The 19,686-nt window shown below is 43.4% G+C and carries 15 protein-coding genes; 6 read left to right on the plus strand and 9 right to left on the minus strand.

What is annotated here, in order from left to right:
• The first annotated feature begins 16 nt into the window (after positions 1-16).
• From ACWXW9_RS03890 to ACWXW9_RS03900, 3 genes are all read left to right on the plus strand, one after another.
• Positions 17-1,366: a right-handed parallel beta-helix repeat-containing protein gene (locus ACWXW9_RS03890; protein WP_431085983.1), complete on the plus strand. Its 1,350-nt coding sequence runs from the start codon at positions 17-19 to the stop codon at positions 1,364-1,366.
• 111 nt (positions 1,367-1,477) lie between these two features.
• Positions 1,478-3,010: an MFS transporter gene (locus ACWXW9_RS03895; RefSeq protein ID WP_494928354.1), complete on the plus strand. Its 1,533-nt coding sequence runs from the start codon at positions 1,478-1,480 to the stop codon at positions 3,008-3,010.
• A 50-nt stretch (positions 3,011-3,060) separates the two neighbouring features.
• Positions 3,061-4,188, plus strand: coding sequence for a glycoside hydrolase family 88/105 protein (locus tag ACWXW9_RS03900; protein ID WP_494928355.1), 1,128 nt, complete (start codon positions 3,061-3,063; stop codon positions 4,186-4,188).
• Between the two features lie 193 nt (positions 4,189-4,381).
• Here ACWXW9_RS03900 and ACWXW9_RS03905 read toward each other — a convergent pair whose 3' ends face one another.
• From ACWXW9_RS03905 to ACWXW9_RS03920, 4 genes are all read right to left on the minus strand, one after another.
• Entirely contained in the window at positions 4,382-5,338 is a 957-nt protein-coding gene (locus tag ACWXW9_RS03905; RefSeq protein ID WP_494928356.1) for a polysaccharide deacetylase family protein, read from the minus strand.
• Positions 5,339-5,649: 311 nt separating this feature from the next.
• The gene (locus ACWXW9_RS03910) at positions 5,650-7,608 is read right to left on the minus strand and encodes an acyltransferase family protein (RefSeq protein WP_494928357.1); all 1,959 of its coding nucleotides are present in this window, start codon (positions 7,606-7,608) and stop codon (positions 5,650-5,652) included.
• Between the two features lie 272 nt (positions 7,609-7,880).
• Positions 7,881-9,230, minus strand: a complete 1,350-nt coding sequence (locus tag ACWXW9_RS03915; RefSeq protein ID WP_494928358.1) for a sodium-dependent transporter — start codon at positions 9,228-9,230, stop codon at positions 7,881-7,883.
• A gap of 160 nt (positions 9,231-9,390) precedes the next feature.
• Positions 9,391-11,943 (minus strand): DUF2339 domain-containing protein, encoded by a 2,553-nt coding sequence (locus tag ACWXW9_RS03920; protein WP_494928359.1) that lies wholly within the window; start codon positions 11,941-11,943, stop codon positions 9,391-9,393.
• Positions 11,944-12,148: 205 nt separating this feature from the next.
• On the opposite strand from ACWXW9_RS03920, the gene ACWXW9_RS03925 reads away from it, so the two are divergent.
• On the plus strand, positions 12,149-13,123 hold the full coding sequence (locus ACWXW9_RS03925; protein WP_494928360.1) for an ABC transporter substrate-binding protein: 975 nt from the start codon (positions 12,149-12,151) through the stop codon (positions 13,121-13,123).
• Positions 13,124-14,142: 1,019 nt separating this feature from the next.
• Here ACWXW9_RS03925 and ACWXW9_RS03930 read toward each other — a convergent pair.
• Entirely contained in the window at positions 14,143-14,655 is a 513-nt protein-coding gene (locus ACWXW9_RS03930; RefSeq protein WP_494928361.1) for a hypothetical protein, read from the minus strand.
• Positions 14,656-15,193: 538 nt separating this feature from the next.
• Here ACWXW9_RS03930 and ACWXW9_RS03935 point away from each other — a divergent pair.
• Positions 15,194-15,661 carry a hypothetical protein gene (locus ACWXW9_RS03935; protein ID WP_494928362.1) on the plus strand — a complete coding sequence of 156 codons (468 nt, stop codon included), beginning with the start codon at positions 15,194-15,196 and terminating at the stop codon, positions 15,659-15,661.
• Between the two features lie 110 nt (positions 15,662-15,771).
• On the opposite strand, the gene ACWXW9_RS03940 is transcribed toward ACWXW9_RS03935, so the two are convergent.
• From ACWXW9_RS03940 to ACWXW9_RS03950, 3 genes are all read right to left on the minus strand, one after another.
• Positions 15,772-16,230 carry a hypothetical protein gene (locus ACWXW9_RS03940; RefSeq protein ID WP_494928363.1) on the minus strand — a complete coding sequence of 153 codons (459 nt, stop codon included), beginning with the start codon at positions 16,228-16,230 and terminating at the stop codon, positions 15,772-15,774.
• Positions 16,231-16,376: 146 nt separating this feature from the next.
• Positions 16,377-16,712, minus strand: coding sequence for a hypothetical protein (locus tag ACWXW9_RS03945; protein WP_494928364.1), 336 nt, complete (start codon positions 16,710-16,712; stop codon positions 16,377-16,379).
• A 465-nt stretch (positions 16,713-17,177) separates the two neighbouring features.
• Entirely contained in the window at positions 17,178-17,696 is a 519-nt protein-coding gene (locus ACWXW9_RS03950) for a hypothetical protein (protein WP_494928365.1), read from the minus strand.
• A 737-nt stretch (positions 17,697-18,433) separates the two neighbouring features.
• Here ACWXW9_RS03950 and ACWXW9_RS03955 point away from each other — a divergent pair.
• Positions 18,434-18,655, plus strand: coding sequence for a hypothetical protein (locus ACWXW9_RS03955; RefSeq protein ID WP_494928366.1), 222 nt, complete (start codon positions 18,434-18,436; stop codon positions 18,653-18,655).
• Positions 18,656-18,875: 220 nt separating this feature from the next.
• On the opposite strand, the gene ACWXW9_RS03960 is transcribed toward ACWXW9_RS03955, so the two are convergent.
• A complete protein-coding gene (locus ACWXW9_RS03960; protein ID WP_430041624.1) occupies positions 18,876-19,607 on the minus strand; it encodes a hypothetical protein in 732 nt (243 codons plus the stop codon).
• Positions 19,608-19,686: the final 79 nt, after the last annotated feature.

The following is a 19,686-nucleotide window of genomic DNA, read 5'->3' on the forward strand; positions in this document are numbered from 1 at the left end:
ATAAGGAGGAATTTACATGTTTAAACGCAATGAACGTCCAAAAAACGGGTTTAACGCTCTGAGGCTCGGTGTTTCTTTTGTTTTCGCTTCTTCTTTTCTTATTGGAACCGCTTACGCAGATACGTCATCCAATGCTCCTTCTTCTTCCCTTTCAGAAGAGGCTGCCAGTGCAACGGATTCATCTGCTATCTCCACCACACTGGCGGCAGGCGACTTGTATGTAGCGCCAAATGGTAACGTGTCCAATCCAGGCACCATATCCAGTCCTACTACTCTTGAAGCGGCACTTACACAAATTGCTCCTGGTAAAACCATTTACCTGCGCGGAGGCAACTACGCCTATTCCTCAACGATTACCGTTCAGCATGGAAATAATGGCAGCAATGGCTCCCTCAAAGGATTGGTTGCTTACGGCAGTGAAAAGCCTGTACTTGATTTTTCGGGTCAAGCCTTTGGCTCCGCTAACCGTGGACTCCAGCTTTTCGGAGACTATTGGCTGGTAAAAGGCCTTGAAGTAAAGGGTGCCGGGGATAACGGTATCTATATCGGCGGCAGCAACAACCGGATTGAAAACGTGGAAACTCACCATAACCGGGACACCGGTCTTCAACTCGGACGTTATTCCACTACAGCCGCTAACAGTGAATGGCCTTCAAACAACCTAATCTTGAACTCCTACTCTCATGATAATGCTGATCCTGATAACGGTGAGGATGCCGACGGATTTGCCGCCAAGCTGACCGTAGGATCAGGCAATGTATTCGATAACTGCCTGGCTGCGTACAACGTAGACGATGGCTGGGATTTGTACACCAAAACGGAAACGGGTCCTATCGGAGCGGTAACGATCTTGAACAGTGTCGCCCACCACAACGGACAGACTTCTGACGGAACGTCTACCGCTAACAGTGACGGCAATGGTTTTAAGCTGGGCGGGGACAAAATCAAGGTCAACCATATCGTGAAGAACAGCATTGCCTTTCAGAACAAAAAGCATGGCTTTACCTACAATAGCAACCCCGGCTCCATTACCCTGACTAATAATACCTCATGGAGCAATGGCGAAAGCAATTTTGCTTTTGACAAGGGGGAACACGTGTTCATTAACAATCTTTCCTTTGAAGGAACTGCCAGTGACAAGACCAGTGGAACCGATCAAGATAATTCTAACGTCTGGTGGAAAAGCAAAAAAAGCACCAATGCCAAAGGTCTTCTCGCCAGCGCCGCTGACTTTGTCAGTCTCGTTCCTTCCGTTACTAGAAGTGCAGACGGTTCCATCCAGCTAGGTAACTTCCTCAAGCTGGCTTCAGGAAGCGATCTGATCGGCTCGGGCACTCCGAGCGGCAACAATATAGGGGCACGTTAAAAGCCCCACCCAATCAGGACGCCCTGGCCCATCTACCAACATAGACATACTGCATAATATAGCGACCGGTGATAGTCCTCATAACCAGACAAAATATGAGGTGAACAGATCATGGAACGAAAAATCACAATGAAACATACACTCGCCTATGGAAGCGGCAACATGCTGGGAAGCGGTGCACTTGCTATTAGTGGCGCATGGTTAATGTACTTTTATACAACCTTTTGCGGACTGTCTCCCGTTCAGGCCGCAGCCATTTTCTCCGTTGCCAGCATCATCGATGCAGTCAGCAATCCGATCATGGGCTTTATTAGCGACAACTTTCATCGAACCCGCCTGGGCCGTAAATTCGGCAGACGCCGTTTTTTCATTATGATGGGTATTCCACTGATGCTCGTATATCCGTTGCTTTGGGTAGATGGGTTGGGTTTCTGGTATTACCTAAGTACGTACGTGCTGTTTGAACTGGTGTATACCTCTGTCATGGTGCCCTATGAAGCACTCGCCTCAGAGATGACCCGGGACTTCGGCGCGCGCTCCAGATTGACCGGATGGAAGGCCATGTTCGGTAAAATTGCCAATTTTGCCGCCGCTTTTATCCCAGGTCGCTTTATCGCTGAGTATGGGAAAGACTCTCCATTGCCCTTCTTTTATACCGGACTCGTGTTTGCAGGTATCTTGCTCATTGCGATGGCATTCTTGTACAAAAACTCTTGGGAACGCCCTACGGAGGAGCTGCAAAAGGAACTGGAAGGTGAAGCTCCGCTTTCCTTTATAGATTCCATGAAAAAGCTGTTTATTGATATTTCCTCGACCTTCCGGGTGAAGACGTTCCGTCATCATCTGGGCATGTATCTGGGCGGCTTTTCAGCCGAGTGGCTGTTCACTTCTGCCTTTACGTACTTTATTGTGTTCTCCCTGTTCCAAAGCTCGGAGATGGTATCTAATCTGAACAGCTTTAACTCTGTCATTCAATTAATTTCCACCTATTTCTTCATCCAGTTCTGTGTGCGCAAAGGGTTCCGTATGCCTTTTATCGCCGCACTCGTCGTCGTTTGCTTTAGCGTAGCGGGTTACGGCCTGCTCTATATAACGGGAGCCTCCAATACGATGGTATGGCTATATGTCATCACACTGTTTATGGGTCTTGGTACAGGCGGGGTCTACTATATTCCTTGGAATCAATATACGTTCCTTGCTGATGTAGATGAAGCACTGACTGGCCGTCGCCGGGAAGGAATTTATGCAGGTATGATGACTTTCGCAGGTAAAATGGTGCGAGCTGTCGTCGTCTTCATACTTGGCTGGGTGTTACAGCATTTCGGATTCGTATCCGGGGCTGATAGTCAGCCGGTCGCAGCTCAGCATGCTATATTTTACGTGCTCGTCGTTGGAACCATCGTTTTGGCGATCATCGGTATGATTGCGTCTGTCGTGATGAAGCTGGATATCGACAGCCACAAGAAGCTGATTACCGAAATTGATCGTCTCAAAAACGGTGGCTCCATGAAGTCAGCCAAACCGGAAGCTCGAAAGGTATTCGAGGATCTGACAGGTTTCACTTACGACCGGTGCTGGGGCAACAATAATGTAGGTTTCAAGAACAAACCTGCGGACCCTAAATCACATACGCCTTCCATGTAAGCACAAACAACAATTACAAATCAAATATTTTCCATAGAGGTGACTGTATCATGGCAAATCCAACATCACAACCAACAACCAATCCTACAAAAACAGATTCTTGGGCTGTACGTATGAGCGATTCTGTTCTACAGCGGAGTCCGGAGTTTTACGAAAAATGGGAATATGACCACGGCGTTATTTACAGAGGCCTGGAATGGGTGGGCAAACTGACAGGCGATTCCAAGTATATGGAATTTGTAAAAAAACATATGGATCATTTTGTTGACGAAAATGGCGTGATTCAGCGCTATAAAGTAGATGAGTACAATATTGACCACGTGAATAACGGAAAGCTGCTCTTCTCTCTGTATCGTGCCACAGGAGACGAACGATATAAAAAGGCAGCTTACCAATTACGCAGTCAGTTGGAAAAACACCCTCGCACAAGCGAGGGCGCATTCTGGCATAAGCAAATTTATCCGTATCAAATTTGGCTGGACGGCTTGTACATGGGTGCCCCGTTCTACGCTGAATTTATCCGCGAATTTGGAGATCCGTCAGAGTTTGACGATGTTACCTTACAATTCAAGCTCTGCTACGAACATACGCGTGATCCTCAAACGGGCCTGCTCTACCACGCTTGGGATGAGAAGCTTGAACAGCCATGGTGCAACCCGCAAACAGGCTGCTCCAAGAACTTTTGGGGACGCTCTATCGGCTGGTTCGTTATGGCACTCGTTGACGTGCTGGACTATATTCCAGAAGATCACGCAGATCGCCCTGCCTTGCTCGATATGCTGACGGAAACACTGGAAGCTCTGCTGAAAGTACGTGATAAAGAAAGTGGAGTCTTTTATCAGGTGCTCAACCTGGGCCATGTGAAAGGCAACTATTTAGAAGCCTCCGCTTCCTGCATGATTCTCTATGCTATCGCCAAAGGCGTTCGCAAAGGTTATCTGCCAGAGCATTATCGTCAAGAGGCAGAAATCATCCGTAAAGGCATTATTGATGAATTTATCACGATTACCGAAGAAGGACTCGTGAATCTGAACAAAACGGTGCAAGTAAGCGGTTTGGGCGGTAAAGATCGGCGGGACGGTACCTTCGCTTACTATATCAGCGAGCCGATTGTGACGAACGATCCTAAAGGTATCGGAGCCTTCATTCAGGCGATGGCTGAAGCGGAACAGCTCTAAAGCGGATGATTTGTATACCTTCTATAACAGAAAAGGACGGGGCCAATGGCCCTCGTCCTTTTTCTTGTTATCTATCATTTTTTCTTTGAAATCTAAGTTTTCAGCTTTTTAAGGAACGCTTGAGTTCTTCATAGAAATTTTCTCTGGAACCGGCAAAGGTAGTTTTCGAAAAGGAAGCAGTCTAAACATATATTCACTTCATAATCTTAAATTCATATCCTTGTTTTTTTAAATATTCTATAATGACCGGCAAAGCCTTTGCAGTTTCTTCCTTGCCATAGGTATCATGCATTAAGATCACGGCTTTTTCTCGACCCTTAACAGTCTTTATGAATTGGTTTATGAGTCCGGCCGCTTTCTTGTGTCGTCCCTCTGCATCTTTAGTTAATACATTCCAATCCACTTGGTGGTAATCCTTTTTTAGTAAAGCTGCATCTAATGCGGCCATACCCTTGGGATCTTTTTTCTTCCACGTCATGTGGCCTCCCGGGAATCGAATCATTCTTGTCGAGAAGTCCGGTCCCAGAATGCTTTTTAATACCTGATTGTTCTTTTCAATATCCTTCATAACGTTGTCTGTACTTACAGCCTTGTGGGGATATAGATACTTATAGTTATGTGAATACGTATGGTTTCCTATAGCGTGGCCTTCTGCAACAATTCTTTTAATGATATTCTTCGTATGTTCATTTTCATCGGCTTCCTTGCCTACGACAAAAAAGGTTGCCTTTACCTTCTGTTTTTTCAGAATATCTAATATTTGAGGTGTCACCGTCACGGATGGCCCATCATCAAAAGATAAATAAGCTACTTTTTTACCGTCTGCTCCGTCAGGCTTCTGCCCCAGCATTTGTTGGTTTAAATATTTCTCAACAAAGGCGCCATCTTCAACTCCGGTGTCGTCTTTATGTGAAGCTGCTTTACCATTCGATTCGGCAGTCGGTTTACCTGTTGGTTTGGCATTGGATACAGTATCTGTTTTTTTAGCTTGCTCCAGTGTTTGGGCTGGTGGTTTGCTATCTGACACCTTTAGCACAATGAGCGTAACACAACCGATCACGAATAATAAAATAGCAACGAATAGCAATCTTCTTTTGTTTCTCTTCAAGCGATGCTCTCTTGTCCTGCTATGTGTGTAACTCTTTTCCATTAGCTTATGTACCCCCACCACAATTAATATTTCCCGAAATCAGGCATGTTTGTCTAGGTAACCTTACCATAAATAAGTAGAATGAAAATTGAGAAATTGTAGCCAAATAGCAAAGAGTTGTTACCCTTTAGGCTTCAAAAATCACAAGTGAAATTCCCTGAAAATTGTCATATTCCGTCGATCCTTGTCACACCAACGAAAACCCGCTTCACTACCCGATTTCTAAAATTAGAATAGTAGTGACAAAAATATAAAAAATAAAAAGGAGCCGTGATATTTGCGCATCACAGCTACCTGACAACGATTGCTATTTAAGATGGCTTCGTCAAAGCCTGAGCCAACAAAGATGCATAGGCTTTGGCGCCTTTGGGCTTCAAATGAACTCCGTCATGTTCAAAATACGAGTTTTTGCCAGAGCTTGCTCCGTACCAGTCGATCATCGTAATCCGTGCATCCTGGGACGCAGCTTCTGCAAGATGCCTGTTCACGATGCTCTCCCACGGACGGGGGACACGGGTATTCACAAGGATAATACGCTTCGCATCCTTCAGACTGGCGAGCAAATCAGTCAATTGATCCTTGGTAAAAGCGCCGTTTGTGCCCAGCTCAATAATGACTGTCTTCCCCAGCTGTCCATTCTGTCTCAACTGCTCCAGCACGGCAGGCGCTTCCGCCATCTGTCGTCCGATGCGCCCGTCTACAACCGCGCCTGGAAAAGCTTGCTGAATGTACGCCTGCACATCCAGCATGACAGAATCCCCAATCGCGGTCACACCTGAGCCATCATCTGCTTTGGGCGTAGCTTGTTGAATCGAAGTACCCGACTGAACCTTAGTCCCATCCGTAGTGTCAGCTTTAGTCTCCGTATTCTTTGGCGTTTGGGCTAGAGCCTGGACCTTAGTTTCGTCCTGCACGTTGTTGCCCCCGGATACTTGCGGCTTGGCTTTCGGCTCCTTCGAAGCCACGGATACGGTTCCGTGAAGCGGCGGCATCGCCTTCGTCTTCCCGCTTGGATTCTCTTCATTCGCCGCTGCTGCCTGCGTGGTTGCGTCAGTAGACGCCACGTACAGGTGAATGGTGCCTGCAAGAACTCCTATAAAAAGCATAGATGCCGCGGTTGCGGGCATCCACCTCCACCGTGCCTGTCTGCGAACCGCTGTACGGATTCCTTCAACCCAGCGACGGAATCCTCCGTGACGGATCGGTTCCTCGATATATTTAAAGGAGAGGGAAGCCAGCAGTACCGTTGCTAATAGTTGTAAAATGATTCGTAGCACATGCACACCCTCGGTATCCACCTGCGGTGTCGTCAGGGTGATAACCGGAACATGCCACAGGTATAGCCCGTAGGAACGGGCACCGATCCAGCGCAGCGGCTTGAGTCCAAGCAGCTTCCCCAGATGGCTCACCGGATGCGCTAACACTGCGACCACAATAGCAGTGACCAAAGCTATGCCCAGTAAGCCACCCCGATACAAAGAAGGGTCATATTCATTCGAGGCCCATGCCCAGTGACACAGCAGTAGCAGGCTAACAGCCCCAATGCCGTCCAACAGCAACCGTGCCTTGGCAGACGCTTGCCCTTTCAGCTTGCTACTAGGCCATACCAAGGCAAGCGCGGCACCGATCAGCAGGGCGAATCCACGCGTATCCGTGCCATAATACACCCGGCTCGGATCAGTTCCCGGCACGTAAATTACTGCCATCAGCAGCGCAGAGATCAACGCCAGGCAAGTTACCCAGCCTGCGAGCACAATACGCTTGGGCATGTATTTCAGCCCAAGCGCCAGCAACAACGGCCACAGGATATAGAATTGTTCCTCCACTGCCAACGACCACAGATGTCCCAGCGGCGAAGGCGGACCAAAACTATCAAAGTACGATACCTGATGAAAAATAAACCACCAGTTGCTCATATATACCAATGCGGCAGGCACATCTCCACGCAAGGCTGCAAGCCGTGACGGATCGAAAAGCAACGAGCACAGGACAATAACAGCTACAACCGTCAGCATGGCAGGCAGCAGCCTTCTGGCCCGACGCAACCAGAAATCTTTCATTTTGAAACTATGATATGTATCCCACTGACTTACCAGAATATCCGTGATTAAATACCCCGACAACGTAAAAAAAACACCTACACCCAACAAGCCTCCCGGCAACCAATCCGGATTCAGATGATACACAATAACTGCGATAACCGCTAATGCTCTTAATCCGTCCAGACCCGGCATATACCGACGTTGTGATGGCAACGGATTAGACTTCATTTCAGCCGCCATCCTTCATGCAAATTCAAGCTCCCTGTCTGTTTCAATTCTCTTCTGCCCTTTCCCTCTCCTGCACATCGTTTTGTACGATGCTCTTTAGCCTTTTCGTTCATTATATAGAACTTCATATTCGTAATGATTTCAATGAAGTTAAAATTAATGACAATGTTTTTATTATATCACTCCTTTCCACAGTTAGGTAACCACTGATAGATATACAAAAAAAGGCATCTCTTCCCTTAGGAAGAAAATGCCTTTTTGTTGATTTGAGCTTAAAATTTAATGATGCCTGAGGTATGCAGGAATACCAACAACATCAGGATCGGTGCAACATACCGAAGACCGAATAACCATACGCGGAACCAGAAGGGTTTGATGTTCGCATGTTCAGCCGCAGTCTTCCAGTAATATCCTGTGAATATAACAATCAACAAACCGCCTAACGGTAAGAAGATGTTGGACGCGGTGAAGTCTACGAAATCAAAGAATGATTTGCCGCCAACTTTTAATTCCGGAACCAGTCCCATGGACAATGCAGAAGGGATACCCAGCAACAGGCACAGGACAGATACGACGATAACCGAGCGAACCCGGCTCCAACGGAACCGCTCCATAACATAGGCTACAGGTACTTCCAGCAAGGATACCATAGAACCTAATGCAGCAACCGCCAGCAGTACGAAGAACAAACCGCCGAAGAAAGCGCCGAAAGGCATGGCAGAGAACGCAGCCGGTAAAGCAATAAAGACCAGAGACGGCCCTTGAGCCGGGTTAATACCAAAGGAGAAGGTTGTAGGGAAAATAATCATACCTGCGATAAACGCATAAATTAAATCCCCGCCACCAACTGCCAGCATGGCTCCACCCAGCGATTGGCGACGATCCACATAAGCACCGTACGTGACCATAATCCCCATCCCCAGTGAGAGCGAGAAGAAGGCATGTCCCAAAGCAACCAATGCAGACTCTATACTAAGCTTAGAAAAGTCAGGATTCAGAAAGAAGGATACACCCGCACCAGAACCTGGCAGCATAAGAGCATTTATCATTAACACGAGCAACAGAATAACCTTGGCAGGAATCAAAATTTTATTGAACTTTTCAATCCCGTTCGATACTCCAAGGGTAACCACGACTGCCGTAAATGCAAAAACGACTAACAGCCAAACCAACGGAGCGTAGCCGGAAGAAAAAGAAGCGAACTGTCCAGCAAAATCCTTATTTGAAAACAGATTTCCGCTAAATGCCTCTACAGCATAATGCAGTGTCCAGCCTCCTACAATGGCATAGAACGATAAAATAACAAACGGCACGATAACAAACATGATGCTCATCTTGCCCCAAATCGGATGACCGCCTACTTTGACCATTGCAGAAGCTGCACTTCCTCGGCCCGCTCGACCAAGCGCCAGCTCAGCCAGCAATACAGGCAAACCAACCAGCAACAGGCAGACAATAAACAACAAGAAAAATGCAGCTCCGCCATATTGTCCAGTGATATATGGGAACTTCCAAATATTACCTAGCCCTGCCGCACTCCCGATCGCTGCCAATATGAACCCGGCTGACGAGAAGCGTTCATTTTTATCGTTCAGGCTATTCTGCCCCTTGCTCAAATTCATTATATCCCCCTCATTCTCTCTACTTCCGCAAACATTAGCATGCGTACATGAATAATTTTTACTCATTATAGCGTAAGTAGGATGTAAGGACATACAATATTTTTCACTATTATCAAATTTATTTTCATATTGTCGGATATCTACATAATCCTACAAAAAACTACGTTTCTTCTTCAACATTCTTCTTTATAATGGCCTCTCCCATGCGGTTAGATACTTTTTGATAAATATACGAAATCGCCAACAATACCACACCAAAGGAGAAGTAAGCTACGATCGTGCTTCCTGTCGTTAACAGATGCAGGTCATACAGCAGCAGCTTACCTGTCGATAGCAAAGTTAATCCCAGACCAAATCTGCGAATATAGACAACCCGTTTGCGGAAGCCGTATACGATATACAGAATCGACAGCAATAGATATACCAGACTGAATGCGAGACCTGCATCCCCCAGACGGAACTGAACTCCGAGGAAGGCAGTAATAATGCCCAGCAAATATACACCCATAATGACCGGGTACAACTCTGTGCTTCTATAATGGCGTGTCATCAAAGCGTTCAGGAAATCCCTGCTGCTGAAAAATACAAGTACATTGAAGGCGACAAGCACCACCAACGCTACATAATCAGCAACCGTATTTTGCGCGTAATTTTCATGCAAGGTCGGCACCGCTACGGTAACCAACAGTCCCAACGCATAGCCTATGATGTATAGAACCAGGCTGTAGTATTTAATCACCCGATCGTACAGCAGCTTCACCTTAGGCAGGAAATAAGCCAAAACCAGCGATACGCAGGTGTATAACAGCGCTTTGTAAAAGGAATAATGTGTGAATTCTTCTGGTACGACGATGTTATACCAATGTCCGGCCTCATACAGCAAATAACCATACACGTTCACCAAAGCTACATATTTGAACCCTTGCATAATACGCATTTCGTACAAACGATTGGTTTTGAAAGCATCCGGGCAGCTGAATTGAATCGCATAAAAGACGGTAACGATCAGCATACCCAGCGTAATGAGCGTATATTTAAGCCCAAAATAGTCCGTCTCAAATCCGGACAGCAGATATATAGGAAAATCGACGAAAAAGAAGGCGCCCAGACACAGTAATAAAATGCCCCAGCCCGCCCGCTCCAATTCCTTCAACCGATAACGGTTTCCATACAACATCAGGAGAACGGACTCGATTAGCCAGCCCATCGACAACCATTTGACTCCAAACTGGAACGGAATCATCAGAATGGCGAAGGTCAGGGAGGTAGCATAAAATAACACCTTCGTCTGTTTCTCTTCCGGAATAAATCGGCTGACCCATTGCGCCAAGCCCCCGTATACCAGGCAAAAGACGAGTGCCAGCAAGCCTTTGTAATCATCCAGGCCCGCATCGTCGAACAGAGAGTACAGCACGGCACAGCTTACGACTGTGTTCAGAGCCAGCAGGGAGAAGTCTAGCCAGGATAGCTTTTCTTTCAATTGGAACGGCACCCATAGCGTCATCCCGAGGTACATTGCAAATGTAATAACTGCATACAACATGCTTGCAGCCGTGCTATCCGACAACCATACCAGTACAATCATCAGAGGCGTATTCAGCAGAAAGCTGATATATTGCACGACGACCCAGCGTTTGCGGAAGGATATGAGCAGAATCAGCAGGTTCAGCAGGAACAGGTAGCCCATGGCGATGTAAACCGCGTTCCCTTCCAGCCCGTTGGCCGCCATATAGGAAAACAACGGGAGATATCCCCCTACCAATCCAAAAGAGCAAATCGTTCGGGATTCATACCTTAACGACAGCAGCACAGCGGTCACCGTCACCAATACAGACAGGCCAATGCCTGTATACATTCCTATAATTTCGAGTAAAAAGTAGCTGTAAAAAATCGACCCGTACAGCACCGAAATACCGCCGCCCAATATCCCGAGCGCAAAAGTCTGCTTCTGTTTGCGGTACAACCATTCGCCGCCGCCCAGCATCAGCGCTCCTAACAAAAAGAAGGCTACTCCCTTCATATTTCCTGTAAACCAGTTGGAATATGAATATTTAAAGGCAGCTCCAACGCCTAAAATAATGAGCAAAATCCCCAGCTTGTTGATCCAGTTTAAGCCCAGCTTCATTTCGAACTGATTCTGCTTCATGCGCTTCTGCATCGTTTCTTCGCTGATTTCTTCTTCTTGAAGCTGGTCCAGCCCGTTCGCCGTATGATGAAGCAGATTTTGCTCAGCCTCTTGGAAACGTCGGCGCTGCTCCATGATCCGCTCACGGATCTCCTCCGAGAACTGCCGCAATCTGGCGACGATCTCGTCCTGATCCTCTTTAAGCTCATGAGTGCTTTGCTGAATAAGCTGGTCTACACGATTTTTAGCCCCGTACTCAAAGGCAGTCAATCGGTTCGTCCCTTCTGCTGTTCTGGAAGCAAAATAGGTTTCCAGCTTTTCACGCGAGATACGGATCATATTGGCCTTCTCGCTCAGCATTTGCTCCGTCAGCGCCGTGCGCAGCTTTCCATTTTCCTGCTCAATATGTTGTACCCGCTCTTCCAGACGAATGCAGCGGGCCTGAACATCCTCAAATTTCTTCCGTAGCACCTCATTCTCCAGAATGACATCCGAGGCTTCGTAGTCCGCAATTAACGTCTGGTATTCCTTAAGCAGCTTGTGCTGCTCTTGGCGGATCGTATGTAAACGATCTTTCAAATCCTTCATGTTTCCCTCCATCACTGTCCATTTTGGTAATCATTACATTTTACATCAAATTAAAAAGGCATTATAGCCCCCTTCCTTCGCAAAAACGAAACCCGGATTATATCAACCCGCTATGATGAGTAATTTCCTATATTCAAAAGGACTTATTCGAATTATAATATTTGATAATGAAAATCATTATCATTTTAGAGTGAGAGGAATGATCTTGTCCGTTTTTAATAAAATAACCTTTACTTGTTTAATCTCCGTTCTGCTGGTCCTGACAGCAGCTTGTGGTTCTGCCAAAATACCCGCAACAGCGACGAATGAATCAGGGAAACAAGATAATCCATCTACCGAAGCCTCCAAGGGGCCGTCCGCTTTTCCCAAAACAATTACTGACGTTAAAGGCCAAACCGTCATCGAGTCCAAACCCAAGCGGATTGCCATTACCTACTTCCCATATGCTGAGCATCTGTTTGCCATCGGTGAACAAGATGCTGTAGCCGGGGTGGTAGGCTTGTCTTCACTGCAAAACTTTAAAGTATACCAACCGTATACCAGCCAGAATAAAATACAAAATCTTGGTGATAAGATTAACCTGGAGCGCATTCTTGCCTTACAACCGGATCTTATTATTATCTCTGATCAGGACGAGGCTTTATATGATCAGCTCTCCAAAATCGCAAAGACGGTTATTGTCCCCGGATCGGAAAATTGGCAGGATACGATTACCAAAGTAGCCGCCCCCCTCGCTGAAGAACAAAAGGCGGAGCAGTACATTCAAGATTACAATCACAAGCTGAACCAGTTGGCTTCAGACCTGGAGAAAAAAGGACAAAAGGGTAAAATCTCCATATTTATGATGACATGGGACAAAGGCTTCTACTATTTTGCGGGTCCACGGATGGAGCCTTATTACAAGCATCTGGGCTTCAAAGGTTGGGAGAGTATGGAGAATAATAGTCAAATCAGCCTGGAAGGAATCAGCAAAATCGACCCGGATTATATTTTCGTCGGGGAAGACTACACGAAAAAAACGGCAACGGGCTTGAAGGAGCTGGAGACGAATCCAGTATGGAATGGCCTAAAGGCTATCCGAAACAAGCATATGTATGTCGTGGATACGGAAATTGTAGGCCCGCTCGCCATGGGACAATCCAAAGGGCTGGATGCCATCCGTAATATACTGGAAGACTGAAACACCACAGGGCCAAATGGTTCGGTGGATTGGAGAACTATGGCATCTGTCATGCTGTCCGGTCAATTTGGGTGGTACCGTGAGAGCAGAGCGCTTCTCGTCCCATGTGGATGAGGGCGCTTTTTTAAAAAATCAGAAAGTTGCTACCCTGATCACAAATACTTAATCAAATTTCCATTTATGGTCGTATATTTACATCATAATATGATATGCGTCCTGTTTGTGCAGGCGTTTTATCACACTTCATAAGGGGGAGATATACATGTATTCAGTAAGCGGTACTATAACTTTGATCTCAAGCATGTCTATGTTTTGGCTTTTATACTATTTAAGAGTCACCCATTCCGCAGGATTTAATGATGCTTTTTACTTATTCCCACTGATCTTAATTTTTCTTTGTATTTATTTTTATTGGAAGGATCATGATGAGAAAAGTAGGTCATCCAGAGAAATAAAGTAGATTGTATAGCTCAGATTCATCTAAGCGTTCTAGATTTCCACAAAAAAAGGAAGAACCTTGTAGGTTTCTTCCTTACATAAAATTAATACTTTTTCATGAAAGTCGTCACAGACTTTAGGGCTTTCTGCATGTCACTTAAAATTAGCTTTCTTATTTTTTGAAATGAGTGTAAATTTTAATGATTAGATTTTTGTAGGTGAGCATGGTTTCACTAAAAGTTTGCAACACGGCTTCTGTTTTACCAGCTTTGGTCTCCCGTGTTGGCCAAAATATTAAGTCATTTGTATCTTTCAGGTAGATGTGAGAAAAATAATTTTTCCATTTTTTATCTTAATAACCTCCTGAATTTTTCTTCTAGTCTTTAGTTAAAAATTGATAGTTATAGGGAGTGTTTTCGCTCGTTTCTAGTGAGTTCTATTTGTAGTAGCGTCTTCGAGATTTCCCAAATCCTCAATTTTTTCTGATATAAATAAAAAGTGACCTGACAAACAGAAAAAGAAAGCTTCAGGCCTTCATGAGCGGTCTGAAGCTTTCTTTTTTTACTCCGGTTTGCCTAAGTTTAAAGGTCTCCAGGCTGTGAATCGGCAACTCCATAGAATTCCACATCAACGGCATTATTGCTACCACGCCATTGAAGGGTGTAGCTTCCGGAGCGCAAACCATCTGCGAAACCTTTAGCAGGACTTTTCCAAACAAGTGGTTGGCCACGGTAAATTGTTGTAGATCCATCGATATATACTTTACCTGACTCATTGTGCGTTAAACTTACCTTGACTGGAGTGCTAGCATTATTTTTCAGAGTAAGTTTAACATGCCCATATCCTTTAGGAACTTCAAAGGAACTTTGGACAGTTGCACCTCCTTGTACACTGCTGCCGAAAGTATTTCCGATTGTTTGGGGAGTTACTACATGGTCACCAGTAGTTGTTGTACCAGCATCTTGGGTCGCCGTAGTGGATGTATTCGCAGAATCACTTACGTCTGAATCTGCAAAAATTGCACTTGGTATGGCAACAGCCCCCAGCAAACTAACAGATAAGGCTGATGCAATAAAAAGATTTTTCTTTTTCATAGATTATTCCTCCTTAAATTTAGATAAAGCTACCATCTCATTATGCCAAAATATTCCATGTATTGTTTCTACAAAAAATAGTGCCGAAGAAGTAAAAATATTCTTTAATTCCATATTAAACCTCAAATTAATCGTTCGGATTTACTCTAAAATCTGTCCGGATCTCCTAGAAACTCATTTCGCTCGTTTTACGCCGAAAACCCGAACGATCCCCCAGACATGTGTCCAAAACCCGGCATTTTGTGCATATGTCTGGCCTTCCGATCCGCAAAAACGGCCGTTTTTGGCCTTCAGCGCCGATTAGCCTGCCGTGGAACAATACAAAAAACGAGAGAAACGGCTGACTGCCCGATCTCTCGTTTTCTCCCGATTTCTCCGTTTTTCGCCCATGTCCATTTCCGAAAAATTTTGTTCAAAATAGAAAGATTTTTCGTTTAGGTTGTTAAACTACCATGTGAATTACCCTATAAATGAAGAGCAATTAAAGCGCGCAGCTCTCAACTCGATTGAAACAAAAAAACTTTGGAGGTTGAATATTATGGCAAGAACACGTGAGTATGCTTCAACAGTAACTGTAACGGCAAGTCAACTAGCACAAATGCGTTCAGCACAAAGGGTTATTTATCGAAATGGTGGGTTCCAAAAAAATAATCCCGATTATAATTTAATGGTAACTGGGTTGGCAGGAATTGGAGCCACTATTTTAGGACTTATTTTCGTCGCTTCTACACCAGTAGGAATCGCAGCAGGAGTAACTTCGATAGTAGCATCTTTGTTTGCTGTTGGAAGTTCAGGTAAAGCACTTGAAAGTCTAATCCAACAAGGAAATGACGGTATGGCTGATGGTCTTGAGTTCTTTGAACTTAATAAGAGATACGATATGTTAGAAATCAAGTTTCCATTTCTTGAATATACTCTATCTGATGGAACAGTAATTCGTTTTGTAACAGGCAAAGGCGTACCAGTTAGAGCTCATGTGGCTGGAAGCGGTTGGGAAATATTTTAAATAAAAAATATAATAATTGCGCTGTATAATCATTAAATAACAGGGGGAAACTCTCCCCCTGTCTTCTACATTTCACAGACTCGTAAATTAGTTTCATCCCTAAATTATCTTTAATGGAGCAAATTTTCAAGATTTTTATCAAGCGATTCATAGTCGAGCTTATTAGTTACCTTATAATTATAAGCTGAATACTTGGCTTCTTTATCAAATATAGTTATATCTGTGTTACTCCAGATAGTAATCATAAACCTGGATTCCCCGTTTACTCGAACTCTAATAGTGTAATTATCATTTAAAGATGTAATACTATCCGATTTTTTAAACTTCACGTTGGTGAATTCATTCATAATTTTCTTAATTTCATCTTTATCAGTAACAACAGCATCTTTAATATCTCCAGTTGATGAATCCTTAATAATATAAAGCGAAGTAATATCCCCAACATTTATGCGATCTAGTACAACTTTTTGAAATGATGTATTCAAACCTAATAAATAAATAATACTCGGAATACCTACCACTAAGACAATTAAAATTATTGAAATAATATTAATTTTACGCTTACTCATTATTCATCACTTCCTCTTATATCTTTTTCTTGCTGACCTCCCGATCGCTCATGACAAACGACTTCACGAATCTCACGTCTGTTGGACATGTCATACCAACCTAACATCGAAGATGAACCCAATGGAGCCGCCTTCTGGACACAAATTTACTTGTTATCTTCTTCCTTGATATAAGTAGCGTCATATTGAATGATCGCTTTAGTTTTATCAGTAGTCTTTAAACCATCATACACCACTTCATCTTGACTGAATTTTTGTTCAGCTTGAGGCGTTTTTACAAACAATCCATCCTTTGTCGAAATCTTATCAGGATGATAAAGTCTGTCTAGTACGTCAGCAGGGGGAACAGGATCGTAAGTAACGCTTTCGTTTGGAATAGGAGTATCGTGACCAGCAAGCACACTATTTGTAATAACAACAGTTAATACACTAGCACTTACTGCCAAGATAATGAGCCCACAAGTTGTTGCTTTGAATTTCACAGCCACACATCCATTCTAATTACTTTGTAAACCCATTTCCTGATGTGACTAGTCAATAGGAGTGACAAATCCCATCCATTACTGAAAGAATAGGAATGTATAATCATGCGTAAGCTCGCCTTCATTAAAATCTTGGGCACCTTTATACATAAATTTTTTATCAATGGTAATTATTACAATAATAATTATATCACACGATTTCTGTTTTTCTACGCAAATGTTCAATAATCCCCTATAAATGAATCCCCTCTCCTAAATAGCTAACCCTCCAAAGCTTTTAACAAGCTTGAATTGCCATTTCCTTTAGGTCAAAGGATAGGTTTTATTGGTCATTGGTTGGTTTTTGAAATTAATATATATTATAGACAGTATGAACACTTTCTCTATTAAACAGACATTTAACATTCACTTTAGCAAAGAAGCTCCAGACCTGAGGCCCAGAGCTTTCTTTGTTTAGGTCAGTTATTATTTTGCGTCCGAAGGCAATGAACCGGCTACGCCCCAAATTTCCACATTAACTTTGTTTGTACCACCCCGGAACTGAATTGTATATCGTCCAGAACGCAAACCGTCCGAAAATCCCGCATCAGTACTTCTCCAAACTGTTTCACTGTTTTTGCTGATTGTCTTGCCGTCAACATACACTTTACCTGAATCGTTGTGCTGTACAGTAAAATCAACCGGGGCATTAGCATAATTTCTAATGCGCAATTTAACATGCCCAAACCCCTTAGGAACCTCGAAGCTACCTGGTGCAGTTGCACTTCCCCCTACAGTAAAGTTAAAAGAATTCCCCACGTTCTGAGGAGTTATGACATGGTCACCAGTAGTTGTTGTACCAGTATCTCGGGTCGCCTTAGTGGATGTATTCGCCGAAATCTTATCAGGATGAGGTACTGCTGCATCATTTTGTGCTGCGTAAATGTTAGGTGTACCTACAACAAAAAGCAGTAAAGCAGCAATAATAATCGCTATTTTTTTCATGATATTCCCTTCTGGTCATATATTTACATTATAATGATAACATTCACATCTGTTTTACAGGCGTTTTATCACACTTCATAAAGGAGAGAGATACATGTATTCCCTAAGCGGTACCATTGCTTTAATATCAAGCATGTCTATGTTTTGGCTTTTATACTATTTAAGAGTCACCCATTCCGCAGGATTTAATGATGCTTTTTACTTATTTCCACTGATCTTAATTGTTCTTTGTATTTATTTTTATTGGAAGGATCATGATGAAAAAAGTAGGTCATCCAGAGAAATAGAACAACGGGTATAGCTCAGATCTGAGCGTTTAGATTTTCACAGAAGAAGGGAAGAGTCGTCACGTGAGCATGGTTTCACTAAAAGTTTGCAACACAGCTTCTGTTTTACCAGCTTTGGTCTCCCGTGTTGGCCAAAATATTAAGTCATGACTTAATGTATCTTTCAGGTATATGAGATCAATCAGTAGCAAGGTTCCATCTTTTTCTTGTAGATGATCCTCTCTTGCGTTTCCTCATCTGTTGACTGACCATAAACTACTTCATTTTGGCTGAAGTTTTTTTACAAACAATCCATCCTTCGTTTTGATTCTGTCAGGATGATTGAGAGGGTCAATAGGTGTGAGGACTATTGATAATCTCCAAAAGTTGATGTGTGTAACCTTTTGGATTATAATAATCACGTTTATATTTTTTAGGAAGATTTCAAAATATTATAAAGGAGGATGAACAATGAATAGGGCCGCGATAGGAACAATATTTTGTTTTATATCTGCTATGTTGTATTCTTCTTACTTTCTTAGTGCATCAATTATAGGAGCCGGAACGTTAAATCCTAATTATAATGTAACGTTTGATTCTCTAAAAGTTTTTGCCGTAATAGCTTTGATTATTGGAGTAGCTTACTTAGCTGTAAGTGAATATGAATATTTTAAAAAAAAGAAGAAGGACTAGTCCTTCTCAGGCTGTCGAGAAACCCCCTGTTTTTCTGCAGGGGGTTTAAAACTGTCTTAGTGGTCTAAAAACTAGGGTCCTCAGATCGTTTTAAATCGATTTTTGTTTTAAAAGATGCGTCTCCCCATATAAAAATAGAAGTGTCGAAAAGTCCTCTGGACTTTCTCGACACTCTGAGAAGAAGGACTAGTCCTTCTTCTTTTACATTATCAATTAATTACTATAGCTTTGTTTCTACTACAGTGATTACACCTTGTACTTTACCACCCGCAAGTTTAACAGGGGTTTTGATGGTAACATTACGGATGCGCTCTAATACCGTATCCACATAATTATAACCAACTAGGTCTCCTGTAACTACTTTATAAAAAGGGGTAAATTGTAGTTTCGCTTGATATCCAGGCTTAACAGTTAGAGAACTAGTATAAGTATAGGAGTCAGTAGTTGACCAGCCACCTCCTAGAACTGAAGTTACTGCGTCATTCCATTTAGTGGAAACGGTCATATTCGCACTCCACGTATAACTTTTTGACCAACCTACCGTTTGGGTTACTGTGGTAGTTTTGCTTTTATTTTTAATATAGTCAGTTACATCGCTTTTCATAGCTACTTGTAATTGTTGAGGATAATATACGGACTGGATTAATTTACGCTTAGAAACAAAGTCAAGGCCAGTATCAGCCATTGGACTAATCCTATTTCCGCCATCATAAACTTGAGCTGTGACTGTCTGTGGCTGTTCTTGAGAAAGAAGTTTTTGATACTCATTTAACGAAATTTCTTCCAAACCACTATCTGTAGTTAAGTAGGCTTTAACTACTTCGGGCTGTGAAGTAGCTGACTCACTAACAGCAATATTAGAATTAGTTACCTCAGCATTTGCAACAGATACAACTGGAACAGAAAATAGAGCTACTGATAGAGCAATCAACGCAAAACTTTTCTTTTTCAAAGAAATCCCTCCAAATAATATTATTTTATAGAAACTTTTTTTGCATAGAAACTCAAAAAAAGCAACTAACAACGCTAAT

Source organism: Paenibacillus sp. LT-B23, assembly GCF_059417685.1.